This is a genomic window from Sphingobacterium sp. SGR-19 (genome assembly GCF_011043555.1).
Lineage (GTDB): Bacteria > Bacteroidota > Bacteroidia > Sphingobacteriales > Sphingobacteriaceae > Sphingobacterium.
This window is the reverse complement of record NZ_JAAKGS010000001.1, coordinates 208481-233249: the sequence shown is the minus strand read 5'-3', so window position 1 is coordinate 233249 and position 24769 is coordinate 208481. Positions and strand designations below refer to the sequence as shown.

The following is a 24769-nucleotide window of genomic DNA, read 5'->3' as shown; positions in this document are numbered from 1 at the left end:
AAGGAATGCAGATTAAACCATTTATTACTTTGGTAGGAGCTGGACCGGGGGATCCCGATCTGATTACGCTAAAAGGTATAAAAGCTATTCGTGACGCGGATGTTATTCTCTATGATGCTTTGGTGAATGAAGAACTATTGTCTTATGCCAAGCCATCTTGCACATTGATTTATGTAGGTAAACGGGCGGAACGCATATCGACTTCACAAGATTATATCAATAAACTTCTCGTTGATTACGCATTGACCCACGGTCATGTCGTACGTTTAAAAGGAGGAGATCCATTTGTATTTGGACGAGGAGGAGAAGAGATAGATTACGCTAGACAGTTCGATATCCCAACCGCTGTTATACCTGGGATATCTTCATCCGTTGGTTTAACAGGTTTGCAACAGATTCCATTAACATATCGTGGAATAAGTGAGAGTTTTTGGGTTATTACTGGCTCCACATCTGATGGTCGACTTTCGGATGATTTAAAATCGGCAGTGTATACGAGTGCTACGGTTATTGTACTTATGGGATATGCTAAATTGGCCCAAATCGTAGATTTTTACCAACAGCATGGCAAGGGCCAGTTGCCTATAGCACTTATTCAAAATGGCTCATTGCCCAACGAACGTGTTGCGCTAGGGCGGATAGATAATATCTTAGCGGAAGCTGAGCGAAACCTTGTGGGTGTTCCTGCTATTATCGTTTTGGGCGAAGTCGTTGCCAAACATCAGGCGTTTGAAAATATAAAGAAAGAGCTTCAATCAATTACGGTGTAAAATGAACGAACTGTTTCCTATATATGTGAAACTTCACCAAATTCAGACCTTACTGGTAGGAGCTGGCAATGTAGGGTTGGAAAAATTGCAGGCAATTTTAACCAATTCGCCACAAGCAAAAGTACATGTCGTCGCGGCAGAAGTTAGTACCGAGGTTCACGAATTGATCCAAGGGAAGGGAAATATAGAAGTTTCAGCACGGGAATTTGACGAAAGTGATATTGAAAATGTGGATTTAATTATCCTTGCAACGAACAATACAGTATTAAACGCTAATATTCGTCAGCTGGCCAGCAAGCACCACATTTTATTGAATGTGGCAGATAAACCCTCTCTTTGCGACTTTTACTTGGGTTCGGTCGTTTGTAAGGGTAATCTTAAAATCGGAATATCAACTAACGGGAAATCGCCTACTATAGCAAAACGGATTAAGGAGTTTCTCAACGAATTGCTTCCTGAAGAAATCGACGAGACACTCGAATTAATGGGTCAGTTAAGGGATAATTTAAAAGGTGATTTTCAAGAAAAGATACGTGCTTTAAATGCACATACAAAAGATGTTTTAGTTAAGAAATCGTATGATAGCACAAATTAAGCAAGAAATACAAGGCTTGAATGCTGCAGAAATTATTGAATATGTGCAGCGAAAATATGGTCCTAAAACTGTTTTTTCGACTTCATTTGGTATAGAAGATCAAGTTATAACCCATTTGATTGCGCAATCCGGAAAAGAAATTTCTCTTTTCACGTTGGAAACAGGACGCCTTTTCCCAGAAACATACTATGTATGGAACAGGACCCTAGAAAAATATAAACTTCCTATCAAAGCCTACTACCCGAATACGGAAGCACTGGAGCAAATGGTTACAAAAAAAGGACCATCAAGCTTCTACGAATCGGTGGAAAATAGGAAGGAATGTTGCTATATCCGTAAAATAGAGCCTTTACGCCGTGCGATACAAGGATTTCAGATTTGGATTACAGGCATCCGAGCCGAACAGTCGGCTAATCGAGAAGATATGGAAAATATAGAGTTGGATGCCGCAAACAATATTATTAAAATACACCCTTTGTTTCACTGGACATTAGAAGAAGTAGAGCTTTTTTTGAAAAAAAATGGGATACCTTATAATCCATTACATGACAAAGGTTTTCCGAGTATAGGCTGCCAACCTTGTACGCGGGCGATACGCGAAGGAGAGGACTTCCGCGCCGGCAGATGGTGGTGGGAAGATAAAAGTAAAAAAGAATGTGGTCTACATGTTACACAATAAAGAAGAGACAATAGATTATAAACAGAAGATGGATTATTTAGATCATTTAGAAGCGGAGGCGATATATATCCTGCGTGAGGTAGCGGGCCAATTCGAGAATCCTGCGCTTTTGTTTTCAGGAGGCAAAGATTCGATAACGTTGGTGCATTTAGCGAAGAAAGCATTTCGCCCGGGCAAATTTCCTTTTCCATTGGTGCATATCGACACTGGACACAATTTTCCAGAGACGATTGAATTTAGAGATTGGTTGGTCGAGCAGCTAGGAGAGAAACTCATTGTTGGATTAGTACAGGAAAGCATCGATCAAGGAAAAGCAGTCGAACAAAAAGGAAAAAATGCCAGCCGTAATGCATTGCAAACTGTGACACTTTTGGATACCATCGAAAAGTACGGCTTTGACGCCTGTATAGGAGGGGCTCGGAGAGACGAGGAAAAAGCTAGGGCAAAAGAACGTATTTTTTCCGTACGTGATGAGTTTGGTCAATGGGATCCAAAACGCCAACGTCCGGAACTTTGGAACATCTTAAATGGAAAAATCCATAAGGGTGAAAATGTAAGGGTATTTCCTATCTCGAATTGGACAGAACTGGATGTTTGGAACTATATCAAACGGGAGAATATAGCGTTGCCTTCGATATACTTCAGCCATGAACGTGATGTGGTGTTACGAAACGGACAATGGATGGCGGCAGCACCATTTTTACATATCGACGGAGAAGATATCGTTGAGCATAAATCGGTGCGTTTCAGAACCGTAGGCGACATGACCTGTACAGCAGCAGTAGATTCGGTTGCGATTGAACTTGACGACATCATCGCAGAAATTAAAGCTTCGACCGTCAGCGAAAGAGGAGCGCGGATGGACGACAAAGTTTCTGAAGCCGCGATGGAAGAGCGTAAAAAACAAGGATATTTTTAACCGATAAGGGAATAAGGAATAAAGAATATTGAAAAATGAACATACTGAAATTTATAACAGCAGGCTCTGTAGATGACGGTAAAAGCACCCTAATCGGACGCTTACTATATGATACAAACTCAATTTTAGACGATCAATTAGAAGCGATAACAAAGGCTAATCGTAAAAACAACGATGGAACCGTTGACCTAGCTATATTGACCGATGGTCTAAAAGCCGAGCGGGAACAAGGTATTACCATTGATGTAGCATATAAATACTTTCAAACAGAAAAGAGGAAATTCATTATCGCAGATGCCCCCGGACACATCCAGTATACACGTAATATGGTGACTGGCGCGTCAAATTCGGAATTGATTATCATTTTAATTGATGCACGCAAAGGGGTTATTGAGCAAACTAAACGTCACTCATTTTTAGCAAAATTATTGTCATTGAAGAAAGTGCTTGTTTGTGTCAATAAAATGGACATGGTTGGATTTGATCCATTTGTTTATGAAAAGATCAAAGCTGATTATTTGGCTTTGGCAGAACGATTGGGACTTGAAAATATTGACTTTATTCCTGTTTCTGCTTTAAAGGGGGATAATATAGTACATCGCTCAGAAAGAACACCTTGGTATACTGGATCTTCATTATTAGATTATCTGGAAACAGTCAACATAGAGGATAAAAAGCTACAGCCGTGGCGTCTTTCAGTACAGTGGGTGGTACGTCCACAGACAGAGGATTTGCACGACTATAGAGGGTATGCTGGACGTGTCTTAGGTGATGGCTTACAGAAGGGAGAGGAGGTTATTGTATTGCCAAGTGGTGTAAGAAGTGCGGTAGAAAGTATTGAACTGGCCGAACAACAGTTAGATCATGCACCAAACGGACAATCCGTTATTGTTCATCTAACAGATGATATCGATATTTCACGAGGCGATATTCTGGTGTCAGCTAGCCATCCAGCATTAGCAGAAAGAAATTTTGAGGCTAATATTTGTTGGTTCGATAATAAATCATTGGATACGAATCAGGTGTATTTACTACAAAATCATAGTACACTTACCAAAGTTAAGGTGACGGAGATTTTGTATAAATATGATGTCAATACGCAGGAAAAACAATATGATGAAGATATTCGGTTAAATGATATTGGTAAAATTGGAATCAAAGCCGCTGACGAAGTTGTATTTGATCTCCATCAGGATTTCCCCGAAAATTCGCAAGCCATATTAATTGATCCTAGAACGAATTTGACAGTAGGTGCTGTTATGATTGAAAATGTGGCATAATTTAAAATAAATATTATAAGTAAAAACGGCTTTTGATTGTCTCAAAAGCCGTTTTTACTTATAGTGTACAATGAGGAGAGGAACTCATAATTTTCTATTTAACATAATATTAATTATAATTCTCATGGTATTGGGGGAAAAATAAGACCTGTTTTGACTATGCAATCGCGCAAAGATCTAAAAAATGAAAACTTTGTGATATACATGTGATTATGGCCAGTTTTTTTAAAAGAATATTCGCTATTTGTCAATTATTTTAATAATTTAGCAACCTGAGGGAATATAAAAAATATAATTGCTAACAAATGTCACTTAACTTTAAAAAGTTTATCAAATACGTTGAGGATAGAAATCCAAACGAACCAGAATTTTTACAAGCTGTTGCGGAAGTTACTGAAGATTTAATACCGTACATCAATGAACGGCATCCAACTTGGGTCGATTTAAAAATATTAGAACGTATCGTCGAACCAGAGCGCGTTATTTCTTTTCGAGTAACATGGTTAAATGATAAAAATGAAGTTCAGGTGAACCGCGGTTATCGCGTACAGATGAACAGTGCTATTGGGCCATATAAAGGAGGACTCCGCTTCTCTCCCACTGTAAACTTAAGTATTCTTAAATTCCTGGCTTTTGAACAAGTGTTCAAAAATAGCTTAACAGGAATACCTCTTGGCGGTGGAAAAGGTGGTTCAGACTTTGATCCAAAAGGCAAGTCAAATATGGAAATTATGCGATTTTGCCAAAGCTTCATGACGGAGCTATATCGCCATATTGGAGCTGAAACAGACGTTCCGGCCGGTGATATTGGTGTGGGAGAACGTGAGGTAGGTTACATGTTTGGTCAATATAAGCGCATTCAAAATGATTTTACCGGTGTATTAACCGGAAAAGGAAAGCATTGGGGCGGTTCTTATATCCGTCCGGAAGCAACAGGATATGGCCTGCTCTATTTTGTAGAATGTATCTTTGAAAATATTGATGAAGAGATTGCAGGAAAGACTATCGCAATCTCTGGGGCAGGAAATGTTGCATATTATGCGGCTGAAAAAGCGATACATCTAGGCGCAAAAGTGATTTCTTTGTCGAATAGCACCGGAACACTGCATGATCCCGAGGGATTAACTCTTGAGAAGTTATCTTACGTAGGTACATTAGGGCGTGAATTGTCAAAATACCCGCAAAAATTTAAAGCTGCAATTTTTCATGCAAATAAAAAGCCTTGGCATCTTAAATGCGATATTGCCCTTCCATGTGCCACGCAAAATGAGCTGGATAATGAAGACGCCAAGATGCTTGTTAAACACGGTTGTGTATGTGTCGCAGAGGGCGCTAATATGCCTTCTACTGCAGAAGCAATTAAGATATTCCATAAAGCGAAAATCCATTTTGCTCCTGGTAAAGCCGCGAATGCGGGTGGCGTAGCGGTTTCTGGCCTCGAAATGTCGCAGAATTGGATCGGGCAACAGTGGAACGCTGAAAAAGTAGATACTCGATTGAAGGGCATTATGAATAATATCCATAAGACTTGTCTAAAATATGGAAAAGAAGAAGATGGATATATCAACTACTTAAAAGGTGCGAATATCGGCGGCTTTATTAAAGTAGGCGTCGCCATGAAAGCGCAGGGGTTGGTTTAGTCCTCAATTTCGCGTAAATTCGAAAGCTCCACAATATAGATTGTGGAGCTTTATTTTTATCTAATTTTTTATTATATGAGAACAGTTGCAGAACTCCCCCATCCTGATTGCAAAATAACGATTTTTTCAATGAACCAGAAGTTCATTATCAAGTTCGAACAGGGTGTTCTTGAGCAATCTTATAAATTAGCGGAAACGGATGTTATCGGCGGTGTCAATGGCGTATTTGAACTTTTAGACGAGGAATTTATCAATCAAGTAATTACACAATTTAAACAGATGCGTAAAGCCTTTGTCGGTGCCTATGAAAGATATGAATGATTTATTTCTATAAACATATGTACAATATTGATAAACAAGATCATATATTATTTATAGATTAAAAACAAAATAAAATTTGGCATTAGAGGGTTTCCTTTTCAATATCCCTTCATCATTTCCTAAACATTAGGTTCATATAAAATACACAATATATTGACTACAAACGAATTAATCATTTTACGAAATAATATTTGGCGAAAAAGTAGGGCAAAATATTGTATTAGAAAGAAAACGAGGTTAAAATAAAAATATCGATCGGCAGATCGTAGGTTTCTGCCGATCGTTTATTTTTTCTAAAAGTCGACCTTGATAATTGATTTTAAAGGGATAAGGATCCCATTTTTTATTTGGATATATCGTTCGGTCAATGACCAAACTGTCGTCTCGACACGCTTTGAACCATCCTCTGTTTGAAATACAATGGTTGTTTTAGACTTAAATTCATTTCCCAAACGCTGTGCCGAGCGTAACTTGTCATACAATACAGCCGTATTATCGACCTCAGCTGGAACAATCTTATATTCACCAATACGCTCTTTTTCTATAATTTCTACACTCATATATCAATAATTTTTGTTTTGTATAATCCAGTCAAATAAACTTTTAACGTATTATTAAATATAAATATTGACTTTGACGTTTTATACATAACAACAAATTCTTTACATTATTGCTTGATTTTAACATTTATTTGTAACAACAGTCATCTATTTATAAAAAAACATCCAAACAAGGTTTAACCCTGTTTGGATACTTTGTAAATCCACAGTTGTATAGATAATACACTTTGTTATGACGCAAATGCTCTGTCCCCTTTTTTGTAAGGAAAGTTGCCATCGTATTTTCCTGGAATTTTAACGTAACGTAGTGCCTTCGTCATGCCGACTTCTGAAGTAAAGAATCCCGTCAATGTTAATTGTTTTAACATGTGAAAGAAATGGTTTGGAAGCTGTTCAACTTCGTTTGCATTCTTTCCACTTTTTTCAGCGTCTTCGTTCAATTTCTTTTGCTTATCGCCTCTTTCTTTTTGAAATTCTTTGGCTTCTTTATCAAACATATTGACATACTGCAATTGTTCCTCTTTTGATAGCTCTTGGAATTTTTTACCAAATTCCTTTTTCGCTCTATCGTCTACACCATCTAAACCTTCTAGGAACGCTTTCTGATCTTGTGGATCGTAACAGTCACGGATCATTACTGGAATAAATTCGCCCACACCAGCTTCCTTGGCACCGGGTGTTGACGTTTTAGGTAAAATTGCTTCAGCAAGATCACCTAAAAAATTCATCTTATCTTTTTCGAACAATACCGCGACATCCTTAGAGGCGGGTCTTGTACATCCTTCTAAGAATAAGTTAGCTCCTATAACAGAGCCACCGATAAGCATCGCTACACGTTGAATCGCTTCTCTTCTATTCATTTTCTTAAGATTAAATACTATAATTTATATCCCATCCTTGACGATATTCCCGTTTCACAAACTGATTTACGATGTCAAAGTTGGTTACCTTCATTTCGTCCTTGTCCCATAATAACTTGAGGTTCCTGCCCGGGAACTTATTATCTACCTGGAGATCCGCACCACGGATTGCTAAATTCGCCATGAGAATAGCCTCGGTAAGCGGACCTGAAATCTCAAACGGTGCGCTGACTTCCATATTTCCATATCCGGCGATACAAGCTTCTACCCACTGTGCATAGTGACCACTTGCTTTACCCGGAACACGTGCGTATTTCTGTTCTACACTTTCTTTACGGGTAGTAGGAAGCAATCGAGCGTTATCGCCATAGGTATCAGCCAATAATTTTCCTTTTGTGCCGACAAATAAAATACCATTACCGCCATCACCGAAAACTTCATTAGGTTCCAATTCGTCTGGACGAGCGGGTTGTATACCGCCATCCATCCAATGCAAGGTAACTGGTCCACTTGTTTTTTCGGTTTTGGGGAAAGTCATCGTAACGTGGCTCGACGGCGGGCAGCTTTCAGGGAAATAACCCCGTTTAAATTCGTCCACATAAATTGTACCTACGGTAGCCTGTACATCCTGTACGTATTGAAGATTTAACGTACTAAAAGGTACTTCCAAAAGATGGCATCCCATATCGCCTAATGCGCCCGTTCCGTAATCCCACCAACCACGCCAATTGAATGGCACCAGTTTTTCGATATAATCTTTATACGGAGCCGTTCCTAACCAAAGATCCCAATCCAGCTCGTTTGGCACAGGTGCAGTTTGGGTTGGCCATGGAATCCCTGAAGGCCATACCGGTCTGTCGGTCCAACAGTAAATGGTATGCACATCGCCTATCAGACCTGCCTCATACCATTCCCTGATTTCCCGAGGGCCATCGTTGGAAGCTCCTTGGTTTCCCATTTGTGTCACGACCTTATATTTCTTTGCAGCATCTGTTAACACACGCGCTTCCCAAACATCATGTGTCAAGGGCTTTTGTACATATACATGCTTCCCCAATTGCATTGCAGCTAAAGTCTGTATAGCATGATTATGGTCTGGAGAAGAAATAGAAACAGCATCTATATGTTTGTGTTCGTTGTCCAACATCTCCCGATAATCTCTATAATATTTCGCTTTCGGGAAGTTTTTCACCGCTCCGGCCGCACGACGGTCGTCTACATCACATAAAAAAGCGATCTCTGCTTTCCCACTTTTGTGAAAAGACATAATGTCACCGTAACCTTTGCCTCCGACACCTATTCCAGCGATAGATAATTTATCGCTTGGGGCTACAAATCCTTTTCCGCCGAGTACATGACGGGGAACGATCATAAAGCCCGCTGCAGCTAAGGCAGCGTTCTTTATAAAATTCCTCCTTGAACTATTTGTTGCTATCATAATTTATTACATTAAGCCTGTTATAGATTTCCTTTTTTAAGCTCGTTAACGGCAAAATCCACAGCACGCGCCGTTAAAGCCATATAAGTCAATGATGGGTTCACACAAGCACCTGATGTCATTGCCGCACCGTCCGTTACGAATACATTCTTCGCATCCCAAACCTGATTATGCTTGTTTAACACAGAATTTTTAGGGTCTGTTCCCATACGGGCCGTTCCCATTTCGTGAATTCCTTGACCAAAGCCATAGGTGTTATCATAAGTCCTAACATTTTTAACACCGACTTTCTCCAGCATCTCTTTCATCTCCTCCATCATATCCGGACGCATTTTTAACTCGTTTTCCTTGATTTCCATATCCATTGCCAATACCGGTAATCCCCACTTATCTTTCTTATCCTTATCCAGGAAGATTCTATTCTCGTGATACGGCAATATCTCTCCAAACGCACCGAAGCCAATACTCCAGTTACCTGGTTCCAGCATCGCATCTTTCCAATCGCCACCAACACTCATTTCGGCAATCTCACCGGACCATCTTCCTCGGCTAGCAGCTCCTTGATAACCGAATCCACGAACATAATCCCGTTTTTTATCATCACCAGGTACATTCACAAAACGAGGTACGTATAATCCCGTCGGACGTCGTCCAAAAATATATTTGTCCTCATAGCCTTCCACAGTTCCGCTAGCTCCACAGCGGAAATGGTGATCCATTGCGTTGTGGCCAAGTTCGCCTGAGCTACTGCCTAAACCGCCTTCCCAAACGTCGGTAGCTGAATTCATCAATACCCACGTTGAATTAAATGCCGAAGCACATACGAAGATCACTTTTGCATGGAATTCATACGTTTTATTAGTCTCGGCATCAACAATCTCTACTCCCGTCGCCTTTTGAGTATCCTTATCATATAGAATACGTGTTACGATAGAGAACGGACGAAGTGTTAAGTTACCCGTTGCCATAGCCGGTGGCAATGTAGAAGATTGTGTACTGAAATAAGCGCCGAAATTACATCCTAACCAACACTGATTTTGATATTGGCAATTAACACGACCGGTATGAGGTTTGGTGATATTAGCCGTACGTCCCATAATAAAATGGCGTTTACCACCATATTCCTTTTGTAAACGAGCAGCTAGGTCTTTCTCAACAACATTAAAATCCATGGGAGGCAGGAAATCACCATCTGGCAATACATCTAAACCGTCGCGGTTACCGGAAATACCTGCCCATTTCTCCGCATAGCTATACCATGGCGCGATATCAGCATACCGAATAGGCCAATCTGTACCATGCCCGTCTTTTACATTTGCCTCAAAATCTAGATCAGAAAAACGATAGCTTTGACGTCCCCACATAAGAGAACGTCCTCCTACATGATAACCACGATACCAGTCAAACCGCTTAACTTCCGTATAGGGACTCTCTTTTTCGTTTACCCAAAAGTCAAGATTTTTTTCATTCAATGGATAATCTCGTTTCAATACGGGATAATCTTCTTCCATTTGCTTGGTACGCCCTCCTCTATGTGGATATTCCCAAGTATTTTTATTCGCGTGGTAGTCTTTTATATGCTCAACGTTTCTTCCGCGTTCCAGCATGATGGTTTTCAGCCCCTTCTCCGTAAGTTCTTTTGCAGCCCAACCACCACTGATGCCTGATCCGATGACAATTGCATCATAAACATTATCTGCCATACCTTTTCTATTTTTTTTGTTTGTTTTTTATATTGTTTTACTCTCTATCTTTCTTGTTTTCCTATGCAGTTGTATTTTCTATTTTTTCATTCTTAAAGAACAACATGAACAAAATCATCACTAGTAAAGCGATTCCCGCAGGAACTAGCCAGACCTGTTGCCAAAACTGTTCAACGTTTCCCGAATTCGCATCTGAATAGTAGTTGGCGACAATCCCAGCGACCTGAAAGCCAATCAGCTGCCCGACACCGTAAGTTGCTAATGTAATCAATCCTTGAGCAGAACTTTTATATTTTGCCCCAGCCTTACTATCGGTATAAATCTGTCCGGATACGAAAAAGAAATCATAGCAGATACCATGCAATGCAATTCCTACCAATAACATCCATGTGCCCGATCCGGCGTCTCCATATGCAAACAATAGATAGCGAACGACCCAAGCCAACATCCCAAATAAAATGGTTTTCTTAAATCCGAAACGCACAAAAAAGACTGGAAGTAATAGCAAGAAAAATGCTTCGGAAACCTGTCCGATTGCCATCTTTCCAGTTACATTCTCCATCCCTATTTCTGATAGAAAACGATTTGTCAATTGATAGTAAAACCCTAAAGGGATACAGATTAAGATAGAGGAGATGAAAAATACTAAAAAGTTCTTATTGCCGAGCAACTTTATTGCGTCTAATCCTAATATTTCAGAAACATTGCCCTTCTTCTCGCCATCTTTTTGTACAGGAGGTGTTTTAGGCAAAATAAAGCTGAATAATCCTAAAATTAGGGAACCGATAGAAGCCATTAGAAATGTATTTTTTAACAGTCCTTCGGCAATGCCCTCTTTGGAGTCCCAAGCCAAGAAGCTAATCGCAAAACCTGCTAATATCCATCCTATCGTTCCCCAAACTCTAATACTGGAAAACTGTTTCTCCGGGTTTGACATTTGACGAAAAGAGACCGAATTGACCAGGGCCAAAGTAGGCATATATAGGATCATATATACCAAAACATATGGATAAAAAACGGCAATATCCGTAGCATTATACATCTGGAACATCAAAACCGCACCGATTAGATGCAATATTCCCAATATCCGCTCTGCATTGAAGTATTTGTCCGCAATCATCCCTATAATGAATGGCGCAATGATTGCACCCAACGATTGGGTAGAGAAAACATTTGAGATTTCATTCTCATTTGCAGATAAATTATTAGGAAGAAAATTCCCTAACGTTACGAACCACGCTCCCCAAATAAAGAATTCAAGGAACATCATAAATGATAGTTTAAATCTTATGGATGTTGACATCTGATAATAGGTTTATTTATGTAAATATATTACTTCTCCTTTATATTATATAATACGCTTAAAAATTGTCGACTTCTCGATAGGCGTTTACTAATGCCTTTTCGCCTTCTACTCCCGATTTTGACATGCCATGCTCCATCCCCACAACACCTGTATATCCCTTTTCTTTCAGCCACTTAAATACATTTTTATAGTTTATCTCTCCCGTCGTGGGTTCTTTTCTTCCAGGGTTATCTCCTACTTGGATATAAGCAATTTCACTCCAACACATATTCATAAGGTTGATGAGATTACCTTCATTTTTTTGTTGGTGATATGCATCATATAAGATTTTACAAGATGGACTTCCTACCGCCTTACAGATCTCGTATGTTTGATCCGTGTAACGAAGAAATAAGTCCGGCGTATCGCTCAATGGTTCCAATACCATCGTGATACCATGTGGTTCAAAAATTTCGGCACCACGTTTTAACCCTTCAATCACGTTAGCCGTTTGCACACCTATAGGTAGATTACGTTGATAATTTCCCGGAACAACGGTCACCCATTTGGCATTGACACGTTTTGCGACTTCCACAGATTGCTTACATCCGTTTAAGAAAACATCAATATGTTCCTGTTTGCCCGCGGCCAGGGTGTTGGCTCCGTTTCCACCTTTTGGTACAACAAACACGCCCATGCGCATACCTAATTTTGCCAAGGTCTCTCCCACTTTCACTTGCTCTTCGACCGGTCGGGTTGGCAAACCATTGTCTTCGATACTACGAAAACCCAATTCGTGCATGTATTTGATTTCGTCCACAAAGTTTTTACCTGCCGTTGCTGAAAACATACCTTGATGCGGGGCATAATCTAATTGGAAGGTTGCCCCTTCTTTATTTTGTTTTGTTGCTGCCATAATTTCATCACCTAAAATAGCTGTACTTCCAATAAACGCTGCACCACTTTTTATAAAATCTGCTCGTTTCATTACATTAAATTTAATCGGTTAATTATTCTTTACATACCGGTAAAAACCTGTCGAAAAAGCTTCTTTAAACCGGTCGTTATCCTTATAAATAATATAGACTTCGATATCGTTTAGTCTATTTGCTAAATTTACACCTTCTTCTGGCGTCATCGCCATAAATACATTGTCATAACCATCAGCATCCATCGCTGTGGGTGCTATAACCGTTACACTGGCGACATTATTCTGTACTGGATAACCGTCATGTGGATTGATATGATGATGGATACGACGTCCTTCCAAGTCAAATGCTCGTCTATAATTCCCGGATGTAGTTACCCCCTTATCCGTCAACTGCAGGATAACATTCGAATACTTTCCATTCCGCGGACTTTCGATGGCAATTTCAAAAGGAATGTTAACATCCTTATATCCTTTTACTTTTATTTCTCCACCTAACTCAACTAAATAGCTTCCAATACCTCTACTATCCATGAACTGAGAAATAACATCCACAGAATACCCCTGTGCTATCCCATTTAAATCTACTTGCACTCTTTTATCTTTCTTAATTAGTATATTGCCATCTAAGACAAGTTTATCCATCCCTACAAACTGCAATATGCTATCGATTGTCTGCGGTTGAGGAAAGGTATTGATACGATCCGGACCAAATCCCCACAAGCTTACAAGAGGCATTACGGTGATGTCAAAAAACCCATTTGAGATACGATTCAAATCAAACGAACGTTTGACCACATTCGTCATGTGGTCATCCAACACTATACTTTTATCCCCCCCATTAAAAGCCGATATGAGAGATTGTTTGTCATACAGCGACATTGACCGGTCAATAACGTTCAGCACACTATCTATCTCTATTTTAGAAACGATAGAATTTGGTGCATAGTATTGAATCCTGTAAGACGTACCCTGCGCCTGTCCATTAATAATAAATTTAGGTTGTTGGCCATAAGCAAAACAACCTAAGGTTATTAAAGATAATATGAACACATTCCTTAACACGTTTTAAATATAAAGTTCCGTGTTTTTTCCCGGAATAGCATAAGGGTATTCTCCATTTTCATTCGGAATGATATTAGGCAATGCATCCCAGGCGTAAACGTTAGGGGATAAATCGACCGTTGAAGTTATAGCTTCATCCCATTTGATTACCTTGCCTGTGTAACAAGCTATACGACCAATGATACCTGTGAGTGTGCTATAAGCCCCGTGCTGCGTATCGTCAAAAGCGTATTCGTTTTTTGCTATCGCCGCAAAAAGCTCTTTATGTTCCTGTCGGTAAGCATTTGGATTCCCTTTAGGATCATGACGGTATATTTCGTTCCCCTTTGCATCCCATAATACCGCTTGGTTACCCGCCGAAAGGTAAGCACGACCGTTTGTCGCCTGAAAAGTTTCGTCCACGCGATTGGATACACCTTCAAAATGTCTACACTGACTATATACCACCGAACCATCATCATATGTGAGCTCAATGGCAAAGTTGTCATAAATTTCGCCATAATCTTTGCCTGTACGATGAGCCCTACTTCCTGTACCTTGAATAGAAACAGGATACTTTCCTTTTACCCAATTGGCGATATCAATGTTATGTACATGTTGTTCGACAATATGGTCGCCACAAAGCCAATTAAAATAAAACCAATTTCGCATTTGGTACTCCATTTCGGTTTGCTCCGGTTTGCGTGGGCGAACCCATACTCCTCCACTATTCCAGTAAACCTGTCCAGATACAACATCACCGATCGCGCCATCCTGTATACGTTTGATAGCTTCTCGATAATTTGTCTGATAGCGCCGTTGTAAACCGACGACTACATTTAATTTCTTCCTTTTGGCTTCTTCGGCTGCCGCAAGCACCTTTCTTATACCCGGGATATCCACTGCTACGGGCTTCTCCATAAAGACATGCTTACCTGCCTTTACTGCTTCTTCAAAGTGTATGGGTCGAAATCCCGGAGGTGTGGTCAGCAATACCACATCGGCGTCCTTAATGGCTGATTTATAAGCGTCAAACCCAACATATTTACGACTGTCCGGCACGTCCACTTTATCGCCAAACTTTTCTTTTATAGTTTGGTAGGTCTTTTCCAAATTATCTTGAAAGGCATCTGCCATCGCGACCAATTTAATATTTTGCCCTGAGGCAAAAGCGTCAAAAGTAGCGCCGGTACCACGTCCCCCACATCCAATCAACGCAATCTTGATAACATCGCTTCCCGCAGCAAACACATTGGACACTGGCATAGAGGATAACATCGCCGCACCTGATAGAACTGAACCTGTCTTAATAAAATCTCTCCTTTTAAAATGTTGCATTAGTTTAGGTATTATAATTTATTTATTAAAAGTCTTTTATAGGCTCCTGATTGTAATAGGCTGTAATTTCCTCTGGGGACGGTTGATTTACTGGACGAACAAGACGTAGCCCAACAAATGGCGCTTCGGGAAACCACCAATTAGATTTTGGTATTTGTGGATCCAACTGCTTCCATATAGGATCCGACGCCATACGAGCAGCCGACCTAAGCTGACCAGCGCCGCTATCGAAAGATCCTCCTCTTACGCTGTGCGGATAAAGCTCCGTGGGTACGGCAACTGGATTTTTAGCAGTTTTATTCTCAAACCGTTTGTAATAATCAGGTATATATTGGTCAAAAGTCCATTCAGCTACGTTTCCGGCCATATCGTATAGACCCCAAGCGTTCGGTTTCTTCGTCCCTACTGAAGCAGTTTTTTCGCCACTATTTGCTGCATACCAAGCATATTCATCTAATTGAACAGAATCGTCACCAAAGAAATACTCACTTGTAGATCCCGCACGACATGCATACTCCCATTCCGCTTCTGTCGGTAAGCGGTAAAACATGCCCGTGCGCGTATAAAGCCATTTACAAAACTGAATAGCATTATAGTGCGTCATGGCTAGCGCAGGATGACCTTCTTTACCCATACCGAAAGTCATATCCAAATAAGGTTTTGTGGGCCGCGTAACGGCATCTACTTCAGATGAAACTTTACCGTCTATCGTAATAGTTTGCTCTAAATCCTTGTATACAAAAGGCTCATATAAATCCCAAGTGACTTCATAAGTTCCCATCCAAAACGGATCAAGTTCCACTTGATGGACAGGCTTTTCATCCTCTTTATCAGATTTATCACTCCCCATAAGAAAAGTTCCACCAGGAATTGCCTCCATGGAAAACTCCAAGTTTGTTCCCTCTATTTTCTGTATGTAACGTTCGTGCTTTTCCTGTGCTTTTGAAAGGAGGTTAGCCACCATGAACGTAAAAATAAACACACCGTTCTTTACAATTTGCATTGTCATTAATCTAGATTTTTATAAATCGGAATTAAATATAGGAATAATATTGTAAAAAATACACTAAGTCCTTTTTCCAACAATCAAGTTACAAAAAAATATGGCTTGTGCAGGTTCTCCTAACAGGCCTAAAATATCTCTATTTCAGTAATAACGCATGCCTCTTAACACCAAAAAAAATAATATCTTTGGCAGCAAATTTTATTAGTTTTTAAAAAACAGTATTGGATAAAGTATTTTTTACCTCAGTTTTAACGATAGCTACTTTACATCTTTGCGCCCAAAAGGATTCTATCTCCTCATTTGAACAATCTATAAAGAATCCGCTCATTATCGAGTTGGAGATCGAAAATGGAGGGATATTGGCAGCAAAGGATATACGACGAACCACTTTTGAAAGTGCTTATTATAACGGAATTAATTTAAAAATCGGTTGGAAAATACAAAAATCAGACGATCAATATTTTACATTATATAACAATCCCACATACGGAGTAGGGTTTTACAGTAGTACATTTAACACTGATATTATAGGAAGTCCTTACGCCATCTACGGATTTGTACAATCTCCTTTTGGAAATTTAACGAACAGGCGCTGGGGGTTCGATTACCGCATAGGACTTGGTATTTCCGGTAATTTTACCCCTTATGATCCAGAAAATAATCCGCTGAATGTCGTCATTGGCGCAAAGAATAATGTATTTATCGATCTCGGTATACGAAGTCAATATAAAATTAATCCAAATTGGCGTATTGGACTAGGCTTGGCCTATCACCATTTTTCGAACGGTGCTCTTCGGTTGCCAAACAAAGGCGTCAATTTGGTTCCACTGACAGCATCCATTACATATCAACCAAATGGTCATTCTGTCCTTCCCGACAAAAGTGACATAGCACCTTATAGCGACAAAATATTATACCATATTAACTACGGCGCTGGCTGGAAACAATTAGACAAAGACAAAGATGAGCGTTTTCTAAAGACCACATTAAGCCTCTATGCTAGTAAACACGTTTCGTATAAATGGCGGATGGGCGGCGGTCTCGATTTATTCTATTCTGCTTCAGGCAACTATGATGAAATTGCAGGCGAAGATAGCGGCAAATTAAGCGCTAAATTATCAGGTGGCCCATCTTTTTATTTAGTACATGTATTAAATCGCAACCTTGTATTGAATGGCAACGTCGGATATTATATCCACAAACGATATTTCAACGGAGAAATAAATCGGATTTTCTTAAGAGCAGGCGCGCGATATTACGTTTATAAAGATTTTAACGCTGGCATTTCTATCAAAGCCCATAAAGGAAAGGCTGATTTTATCGAGTGGACAGTTGGGTATACGTTTAATAGGGATTAACTTTTAATGTCGCATCCGAATATTTGAAGTTTGTAGAAATCCTCCCTTGCACGGACCATTGTTTCAAATATTCGAAGCGACCAGCTTTTTGGTTCGTTTTATTTAAAAAAAAGAACAGAAAAACAATTTACATAACTAATTTTCCGATACTTTTCGCCAGATTTCTGTCTACCGTAATATATCCGGGATAGTAAATATTACTGTTACCGATTTTAATAGAAGGTTTTATTTTTAGGACGAGAAAACCTTCTCCTTTCCTCGTGAAAAGCTCATTTAACACATTTTCCACTCCTTTTTCTTTTGCGGTACCAAAGATGTTCGCTTTAAAGGTTAAAGGAACGACTGTGCTCTCGCCGGTTGCCAAATTAAGATTTTCGTTCACTGTCCCTTCAAAAAGCGGTTTCCCTTGAATTTCAATTAAATATTTAAAGGAATTGATTTTTGTTGTCGTTGTCGTGGGATTACTAACTTTCATATTTATTTGCGCTTCTAGAGGCAAATCTTGACGTAACATAGCCATGGCTATCACCGGCAGGGAGCCTAAATTCACTCCGTCCTTCCCTGTATAGCTATCCATGTCTCTGCCTGCTAAACGAATATCTTGCATCGATTCCACTGTGTAATTGAATTTGGCAAGTGCATCTATCTGTTGTTTATTAATAGCACAACCACTCAATAATAATCCTATGAACATCACGCATAGGATATTGATATTTCTTCTTTTCATATCTAATTTATTATTTTCCCTTATTCCTTTTTCCACCAAAATTATATGTCAATCCTAAAGTAAATACAGCATTTCCCGCTTTTAAATAAGTGTTGTCCACCACATTAAAGTTAAAGCCATTTGTATACTGTATCTGAAAACCTCTATTCAACTCCATGCGTGTATAAAAAAGAGGTTCGATAAATAATGCTTCTTCTGTTGGACTGGCTAAACCGTTAATTGTAAAATCTTGCATAGCCACCCTACTGGCGCGGATAGCCGTGCCATAATTTAACTCGCGTGGTTTGCCAAATAGATTTAGTTTCTGTCTCCGTGTGGAGGAGTAATTTACTTGAACAAAAATTTTATCAAAATCCATCACTCTTGTTTCTACGGGCATCATGCCTGTTGTAGAAGCCCGACGGTCAACTTCTGTTGAAGACCCGATACCGTAACCCGCATATATTTCGAGTACCTGTCTTTTTTGCTTACCGATTCGGGTAAAATAACCAAGACCACCCTCTATCAGATGTTGCTTAAATAACTCATTTTTATTGTTGTTACCACCTTGATCAACGTAGGATCCATTTGCTATAATGGCTATATGGTTACCTACAGCGACACCTACATTTCCACTTAAGTTCCCTTTAATATTAGCATGGGCAGCCGCATGCACCTCTCCTTTCCCTTGAAACATTGGTGTTGCAGGCACATTGGGCATATACATTGAGCTACACGAAGCGAAAAATAATGCTAGAGGCAAGATAATGATGTATACAAATCTAATGTACATAAGTGTTGTTCTTACGTTCTAGCAATAAGTAATTATTGTGCCAAAATTATTTCAGCCTTTTCTAATTCCGTTTGCATCTCCTTTTGTAGTTTTGAAGCTTCCTCTCGTGCACGTTCCGCAAAGTCCTTTCCATCAGATGCATATATAATACCGCGGGTGCTATTTACCAACAAACCACATTCTTTATTCATACCGTATTGACAAACTTCCTGCAGAGAACCGCCCTGCGCGCCCACACCGGGTACCAGAAGAAAATGATCCGGAACGTGTTGCCGGACCTTCAAGAATCCTTCTCCACGGGTCGCTCCCACCACAAACATCGTATTTTCCGGTGTGCCCCATACTTTTACCTTTTTTAATACGTATTCAAACAGTTCTGTGCCCGATGGGTTGGTAAAGTTCTGAAAATCCTTGCTCCCCGGATTCGATGTCAGTGCTAAAACAATAGACCATTTATCGGGAATATCTAAAAACGGAATCACAGAATCATGTCCCATATACGGTGCTATCGTAATCGCGTCAAATCCTAAACCCGATACTTCTTGATCAAAGAACGCCTTGGCATATCTAGTAGAAGTATTGCCAATATCACCTCGCTTAGCATCTGCAATACTCAGACAGTTTTTGGGCAAGGTTTCCCATGTTTTTTGTAACGATCGCCATCCCTTTTCACCGTAGCATTCGTAAAAGGCGATATTAGGCTTATAGGCTACACACAGATCCTCCGTCGCTTCAATAATCGCTTTATTAAAAGAAAATATAGGATCTTCATCGTCTAGCAGATGCGTAGGTATCTTCGCTAAATCTGTATCCAATCCTACGCACAAAAAGCTTTTTTTTGTTTTAATTTGGTTAACTAACGCTGCTCTGGTCATGTTTATTGATGGATTAATTCTGTAATAAAGTCGGATACCTCTGCGCGAGAATAATCCGCCATACCTTCATGTTGTGCAGCAATTTTTCCTGTTTTATCTAAAATGACTGTCGTTGGAATAGCTCCTCCCAACCATTCGCTCGGAATCTGACTCTCCGGATAATAAACAGGTAAGTCCATATCGCCCTGCCGCATAAAATCACGTGCCTTCTCCTTTTCACCTTCAATTTCAACGATGAGGAAAGCCACTTGATCATTGCCTTTAAATTTATCTTTCAATACTTGAATAGAGGGCATTTCCGCTTTACAAGGAGGACACCAAGTCGCCCAAAAATTCAAGAAGACAACCTTTCCCTTTAAATCCGGTATGTTCACGACCTCTCCCTTATCATCTGAAAAGGCAATCCCCGCGTAGTTGCTGCTCGGCGCCACCTCAACTTCCGAAGTCTGCGTAGGTGGCACCTCCAATTTAGGCTTAAATAAGCCGATCTTCATCAATCCCTGTTGTACCCAGGCACGACCACTTGGCAGGATCAATAAAACGATCAATCCCGCGAATATGACGTTGCTAACTATTTTCCAAATTTTCTTTTTATCCATTATTATGAATCAAACTTCTCCAGTAATTTTAACAAGGTAGCAAAATCTTTCGGATATGGCGCTTCAAAATTGTATTCCTTTCCCTCAATGGAAAAGCGGATTTGATGCGCATGCAAAGCAAATCGTTTCATAATCGGTTGCTCCTCTTCTCCCTTGGCCATCGTAAAACCTCTTTTTTTAATCTGAGACAAATAAACAGGTTTACCACGATACATCTCATCGCCCACAATAGCCGCCCGCTGAGTAGCCAAATGGATACGGATCTGGTGCATACGTCCAGTAATTGGTTTACATTCAACAAGTGTAAAATGTCTAAAGTACTGTATGGAATTAAAAACAGTTTCGGCGGGTTTTCCATTGGCACGATCGATGGAAACATTTTTATTTCCCTGATTCAAAATAGGCAAATTCACCAATAGATTTGTAAATGTATGCGTACCGCTGATAATCGCGTGATATATTTTATCTACGCGTCTACGTTCGAATTCCATAGAAACTAAACGATATGTCTCTGGATTTTTCGCTAACAAAAGTAGACCAGAGGTATCTTTGTCCAAGCGGTGACACACCTGAGCATCTGGGTGATATTTTTTGGCCAGACGTAAGATATTGACCTCATCTCCGCTCCTATTGTCTAACGACGCTACAAACGGCGGCTTATTAATGACGATAAGGTCATCATCTTCAAAAATGATCAGATCTTGAAATTTCGGAAATTTAAATAAACGATTGTCGCTTTTTTGCATAAACGCAAAAATACAGAAATACCTTTAAGATCCTCGACTTCTATAACTTTTTATTAGCTTTGTCTCTTCAAACTACAAGCAATGTCAGTAAACAAAATAATCAAACGAGTAACCACGAACACCATTTTGGCCATGAAAGCAAACGGTGAAAAAGTTAGTATGCTCACGGCCTATGATTACTCTACTGCACGCGCATTGGACGAAGCCGGTATCGATGTTTTATTGGTAGGAGATTCGGCAGCGAATGTCTTTGCAGGATATGAAACCACTTTGCCTATCACATTGGATAACATGATATACCATGCCAGCGCGGTAGCGAGAGGGGCAAAACGAGCTTTGGTATTAGTTGACCTTCCTTTCGGTGAATATCAAGGCACACCCGAAGATGCTTTCAAATCGGCTGTTCGGATGATGAAGGAATCAGGTTCCCACGCATTGAAATTGGAAGGCGGTGCTGAGATTTTGGATAATATTAAAAAGATTATTGATGCGGGTATTCCTGTCTGTGGACATCTAGGCCTTACACCGCAGTCTATTAATAAATTCGGTACATTCGGCGTTCGCGCACAAGAGGAGACCGAAGCGGAAAAACTGAAATCGGACGCGTTGGCACTTCAAGAAGTAGGTTGCTTCGCTATTGTTCTGGAAAAAATACCGGCAAAACTTGCTACAGAAGTTAGCGAATCACTTTCGATCCCTACTATTGGTATCGGTGCGGGGAACGGATGTGACGGACAGGTATTAGTCGTTAATGATATGCTTGGGTTCACAAAAGATTTCAAACCAAAGTTCTTGAGACGTTATATGGAAATGTACAATGGTATTGTGGAAGCGGCGACAAAATACGCCGAAAACGTGAAATCCGGGGACTATCCCAATGAAACCGAACAATATTAAGCGAACGAAGGATAGAGGCGCTATTACGAGTCACAGACAACTAATCATGGATTACCGATGAAAATATTTATTATTGTCGCTTTAGTAGGACTTTTGGTATATCTTATTGCCAGGAGATTTATGTTGACAAGTGTAGGCAATACATCAATTGTAAAAGCGAGTCAGCGTCAACATTTCGTCTTGATAGATACTTCACCTCAACTTATCAGACGCGTGACGAAAAGCACCTTACGTACGGTTGGAATAGGCTTTTTACTACTTATGATTACGCTAGTTTTGGGAATGAAAATAAAAATCCTTTGGATACTCATACCGCTAAGTCTTTACCTCATAGGTCAATTTTTTGTATACACAAATCACATTAAGTCCACTAAAGATCAGCGCATTTACTTTAACCTTGAAACATATGAAGTCTTGGTTGATTATATTAAAGACCAACCTTTGTCTTTTAATTTAATGCGAGATGTCATGAGCGTATCCGAAATAAAATCCGTTCAAAAAAACCGGGATACACTATTTGGTTACTACAAACTCCGTTTAAAGCAAGGCGCTGTTGTTATTCCCTATTTAGTCGAACAAAACGACAACAGAGTGAATAAGCTCTTTTTTACTTACCTCAATGAAAATTTTAAAATCGAGATAGAAAGTAGATTATTTCCTATCATCTAAAGCGATCAATCATTAATCGCCCGCCAGATAATATCTTTTAACTGCTGGATGTTTTTACCCGTTACGGAAGAAATGAATATCGAAGGTATTCCTTTCGGTAATGTTTCCGCCATCTCCGTTTCAAGCTCATCATCGAGCATATCCGATTTTGTAACCGCTAATAGGCGTGGCTTATCCATGAGCTCCGGGTTATAGGCGGTCAACTCATTTAATAAAATCTCGTATTCATCTGCAATGCTGCGGTCGGTATCCGCCGGAATCATAAATAAAAGGACAGCATTACGCTCAATATGGCGTAAAAACCGGTGACCTAATCCCTTACCCTGTGAAGCACCTTCGATAATTCCCGGAATATCTGCCATCACAAATGACCTGTTGTCACGATAACTTACAATTCCGAGGTTGGGTACCAGCGTGGTAAATGGATAATCCGCGATTTCGGGTTTTGCGGCAGACACGACAGATAGCAGCGTGGATTTTCCAGCATTTGGAAAACCGACCAACCCAACATCTGCCAATACTTTCAGTTCAAGTATAATCCATTGTTCTTGTCCCGGTGTCCCCCCTTGCGCAAAACGTGGCGTTTGTTGTGTAGCAGATTTAAAGTGCCAATTACCCAATCCACCTTTCCCTCCTGGGGTCAATATCTTGGTTTCTCCGTCTTCTGTAATATCAAATAGGACTTCACCAGTGTCGGCATCCTTAGCAACCGTTCCTAGGGGGACTTCCAATATTTCGTCTTTTCCGTTTGCCCCCGTACGCAACGCGCTTAATCCTTGCCCGCCATTTTCTGCAATAATATGCTTACGATATTTTAAATGAAGTAATGTCCAGTGCTGTGAAGAACCTTTTAGGATGATATGGCCACCGCGACCACCGTCACCTCCATCTGGTCCGCCTTTGGCGGTAAATTTATCCCGATGTAGGTGGGCCGAGCCGGCTCCTCCATGGCCAGAGCGACAACACACCTTCACATAATCTACAAAATTTGAGCCCTGAGCCATATTATACAATAATACTTTTACTGTGGAGAATTAATATTTGTCAATAATCTCCGTCAATGACTGGAAAATCGTGTCAATATCACCGATACCGTTCACTTTAGACAATTTACCCTGTGTCTCATAATAGGGCAATACGTGTATGGTCTTATTAAAATACTCTTCGATACGTTTGTTCAACTTATCGGCAGCATCATCAGCGCGACCAGAGATTTCCTGGCGTTTTGCAATACGCTGCTTCAACTCTTCTTCAGTTACGTTTAATGCCAACACACCTGTGATGCTTTCATTAATCGATTCCATAAATTTGTCCAAAGCTTCGGCCTGCGCTACTGTGCGCGGAAATCCATCAAAAATAAATCCTTTCGCTTGTGGATTTTTATTGATTTCCTCTTCCAACATCGCAATGGTGATGGAATCCGGGACGAGATTACCATCGGCAATGATTTGACTCACTTGCCGACCCAGCGCTGTTTGATCTTTGATATGAGCACGAAAAATATCGCCTGTGGAGATATGAACTAATTGGTATTTTTCAATGAGTTTTTCTGATTGGGTACCTTTCCCTGCACCGGGAGGACCAAATAAGACGAGGTTTAGCATAAGTTGTTATTTTATGTTCAAAAAAAAGCCTAATCCCCGATAAAGAATTAGGCTTTGCTTGTGCGCTCAAAGGGAGTCGAACCCCTAACCTCCTGATCCGTAGTCAGGTGCTCTATCCAGTTAAGCTATGAGCGCGGTAACCATCACATCTTGACA

At 40.1% G+C, this 24769-nt stretch carries 26 protein-coding genes and 1 tRNA gene; 10 read left to right on the top strand and 17 right to left on the bottom strand.

All coding sequences use genetic code 11. The annotated features are described in order from the left end of the window. Positions 1–5 precede the first annotated feature (5 nt). The 7 genes from cobA to G5B43_RS00990 all read left to right on the top strand — a co-directional run bounded on the left by cobA (position 6) and on the right by G5B43_RS00990 (position 6204). Entirely contained in the window at positions 6–770 is a 765-nt protein-coding gene (gene cobA, locus G5B43_RS01020; RefSeq protein WP_165292861.1) for a uroporphyrinogen-III C-methyltransferase, read from the top strand. Between the two features lies 1 nt (position 771). After that, complete coding sequence (locus tag G5B43_RS01015; RefSeq protein WP_165292860.1) at positions 772–1365, top strand: bifunctional precorrin-2 dehydrogenase/sirohydrochlorin ferrochelatase; 594 nt, start codon at positions 772–774, stop codon at positions 1363–1365. Beyond that, positions 1349–2044: a phosphoadenylyl-sulfate reductase gene (locus G5B43_RS01010; RefSeq protein WP_165292859.1), complete on the top strand. Its 696-nt coding sequence runs from the start codon at positions 1349–1351 to the stop codon at positions 2042–2044. The genes G5B43_RS01015 and G5B43_RS01010 overlap by 17 nt, the downstream gene beginning before the upstream one ends. A gap of 28 nt (positions 2045–2072) precedes the next feature. Beyond that, positions 2073–2963, top strand: a complete 891-nt coding sequence (gene cysD, locus G5B43_RS01005; RefSeq protein ID WP_240904728.1) for a sulfate adenylyltransferase subunit CysD — start codon at positions 2073–2075, stop codon at positions 2961–2963. A gap of 35 nt (positions 2964–2998) precedes the next feature. Continuing rightward, on the top strand, positions 2999–4243 hold the full coding sequence (locus G5B43_RS01000) for a sulfate adenylyltransferase subunit 1 (RefSeq protein ID WP_165292857.1): 1245 nt from the start codon (positions 2999–3001) through the stop codon (positions 4241–4243). Between the two features lie 305 nt (positions 4244–4548). Continuing rightward, on the top strand, positions 4549–5883 hold the full coding sequence (gene gdhA / locus G5B43_RS00995) for an NADP-specific glutamate dehydrogenase (protein ID WP_165292856.1): 1335 nt from the start codon (positions 4549–4551) through the stop codon (positions 5881–5883). Between the two features lie 129 nt (positions 5884–6012). Beyond that, positions 6013–6204, top strand: coding sequence for a hypothetical protein (locus tag G5B43_RS00990; RefSeq protein WP_410528471.1), 192 nt, complete (start codon positions 6013–6015; stop codon positions 6202–6204). 293 nt (positions 6205–6497) lie between these two features. On the opposite strand, the gene G5B43_RS00985 is transcribed toward G5B43_RS00990, so the two are convergent. The 9 genes from G5B43_RS00985 to G5B43_RS00945 all read right to left on the bottom strand — a co-directional run bounded on the left by G5B43_RS00985 (position 6498) and on the right by G5B43_RS00945 (position 16369). After that, the gene (locus G5B43_RS00985) at positions 6498–6764 is read right to left on the bottom strand and encodes a hypothetical protein (protein ID WP_165292854.1); all 267 of its coding nucleotides are present in this window, start codon (positions 6762–6764) and stop codon (positions 6498–6500) included. Between the two features lie 230 nt (positions 6765–6994). Next, positions 6995–7624 carry a gluconate 2-dehydrogenase subunit 3 family protein gene (locus tag G5B43_RS00980; protein ID WP_165292853.1) on the bottom strand — a complete coding sequence of 210 codons (630 nt, stop codon included), beginning with the start codon at positions 7622–7624 and terminating at the stop codon, positions 6995–6997. Between the two features lie 10 nt (positions 7625–7634). Then, a complete protein-coding gene (locus G5B43_RS00975; RefSeq protein ID WP_206367189.1) occupies positions 7635–9062 on the bottom strand; it encodes a Gfo/Idh/MocA family protein in 1428 nt (475 codons plus the stop codon). 20 nt (positions 9063–9082) lie between these two features. Further along, on the bottom strand, positions 9083–10765 hold the full coding sequence (locus G5B43_RS00970; RefSeq protein ID WP_165292852.1) for a GMC oxidoreductase: 1683 nt from the start codon (positions 10763–10765) through the stop codon (positions 9083–9085). A 61-nt stretch (positions 10766–10826) separates the two neighbouring features. Beyond that, entirely contained in the window at positions 10827–12068 is a 1242-nt protein-coding gene (locus G5B43_RS00965; protein WP_165292851.1) for a nucleoside permease, read from the bottom strand. Between the two features lie 58 nt (positions 12069–12126). Continuing rightward, positions 12127–13038 (bottom strand): hydroxypyruvate isomerase family protein, encoded by a 912-nt coding sequence (locus G5B43_RS00960; RefSeq protein ID WP_165292850.1) that lies wholly within the window; start codon positions 13036–13038, stop codon positions 12127–12129. Between the two features lie 18 nt (positions 13039–13056). Further along, the gene (locus G5B43_RS00955) at positions 13057–14031 is read right to left on the bottom strand and encodes an FAD:protein FMN transferase (protein ID WP_165292849.1); all 975 of its coding nucleotides are present in this window, start codon (positions 14029–14031) and stop codon (positions 13057–13059) included. Between the two features lie 15 nt (positions 14032–14046). Continuing rightward, positions 14047–15360: a Gfo/Idh/MocA family protein gene (locus G5B43_RS00950; RefSeq protein ID WP_165292848.1), complete on the bottom strand. Its 1314-nt coding sequence runs from the start codon at positions 15358–15360 to the stop codon at positions 14047–14049. Between the two features lie 25 nt (positions 15361–15385). Then, complete coding sequence (locus tag G5B43_RS00945; protein ID WP_240904684.1) at positions 15386–16369, bottom strand: formylglycine-generating enzyme family protein; 984 nt, start codon at positions 16367–16369, stop codon at positions 15386–15388. Between the two features lie 218 nt (positions 16370–16587). Between G5B43_RS00945 and G5B43_RS00940 the strand changes: the two genes are divergently transcribed. Further along, the gene (locus G5B43_RS00940) at positions 16588–17724 is read left to right on the top strand and encodes an acyloxyacyl hydrolase (RefSeq protein WP_206367188.1); all 1137 of its coding nucleotides are present in this window, start codon (positions 16588–16590) and stop codon (positions 17722–17724) included. A 127-nt stretch (positions 17725–17851) separates the two neighbouring features. Here G5B43_RS00940 and G5B43_RS00935 read toward each other — a convergent pair whose 3' ends face one another. Genes G5B43_RS00935 through G5B43_RS00915 form a run of 5 tightly spaced genes read right to left on the bottom strand, consistent with a single transcriptional unit; the run spans position 17852 to position 21443 of the window. After that, positions 17852–18451 carry a hypothetical protein gene (locus tag G5B43_RS00935; RefSeq protein ID WP_165292847.1) on the bottom strand — a complete coding sequence of 200 codons (600 nt, stop codon included), beginning with the start codon at positions 18449–18451 and terminating at the stop codon, positions 17852–17854. Between the two features lie 10 nt (positions 18452–18461). Continuing rightward, positions 18462–19223, bottom strand: a complete 762-nt coding sequence (locus G5B43_RS00930) for a hypothetical protein (protein ID WP_165292846.1) — start codon at positions 19221–19223, stop codon at positions 18462–18464. Between the two features lie 32 nt (positions 19224–19255). Beyond that, the gene (gene pyrF, locus G5B43_RS00925) at positions 19256–20098 is read right to left on the bottom strand and encodes an orotidine-5'-phosphate decarboxylase (RefSeq protein WP_165292845.1); all 843 of its coding nucleotides are present in this window, start codon (positions 20096–20098) and stop codon (positions 19256–19258) included. 2 nt (positions 20099–20100) lie between these two features. Further along, positions 20101–20697, bottom strand: coding sequence for a TlpA family protein disulfide reductase (locus G5B43_RS00920; RefSeq protein ID WP_165292844.1), 597 nt, complete (start codon positions 20695–20697; stop codon positions 20101–20103). 2 nt (positions 20698–20699) lie between these two features. Beyond that, on the bottom strand, positions 20700–21443 hold the full coding sequence (locus G5B43_RS00915; protein ID WP_165292843.1) for an RluA family pseudouridine synthase: 744 nt from the start codon (positions 21441–21443) through the stop codon (positions 20700–20702). Positions 21444–21524: 81 nt separating this feature from the next. Here G5B43_RS00915 and panB point away from each other — a divergent pair, with 81 nt between their 5' ends. Further along, entirely contained in the window at positions 21525–22340 is an 816-nt protein-coding gene (gene panB / locus G5B43_RS00910; protein WP_165292842.1) for a 3-methyl-2-oxobutanoate hydroxymethyltransferase, read from the top strand. A 57-nt stretch (positions 22341–22397) separates the two neighbouring features. Further along, positions 22398–23009, top strand: coding sequence for a hypothetical protein (locus G5B43_RS00905; RefSeq protein ID WP_165292841.1), 612 nt, complete (start codon positions 22398–22400; stop codon positions 23007–23009). 5 nt (positions 23010–23014) lie between these two features. Here G5B43_RS00905 and obgE read toward each other — a convergent pair whose 3' ends face one another. The 3 genes from obgE to G5B43_RS00890 all read right to left on the bottom strand — a co-directional run bounded on the left by obgE (position 23015) and on the right by G5B43_RS00890 (position 24748). Further along, a complete protein-coding gene (gene obgE / locus G5B43_RS00900) occupies positions 23015–24013 on the bottom strand; it encodes a GTPase ObgE (protein ID WP_165292840.1) in 999 nt (332 codons plus the stop codon). Between the two features lie 30 nt (positions 24014–24043). Then, positions 24044–24613 carry an adenylate kinase gene (locus tag G5B43_RS00895; RefSeq protein ID WP_165292839.1) on the bottom strand — a complete coding sequence of 190 codons (570 nt, stop codon included), beginning with the start codon at positions 24611–24613 and terminating at the stop codon, positions 24044–24046. Between the two features lie 61 nt (positions 24614–24674). Beyond that, a tRNA-Arg gene (locus G5B43_RS00890) sits at positions 24675–24748 on the bottom strand. Positions 24749–24769: the final 21 nt, after the last annotated feature.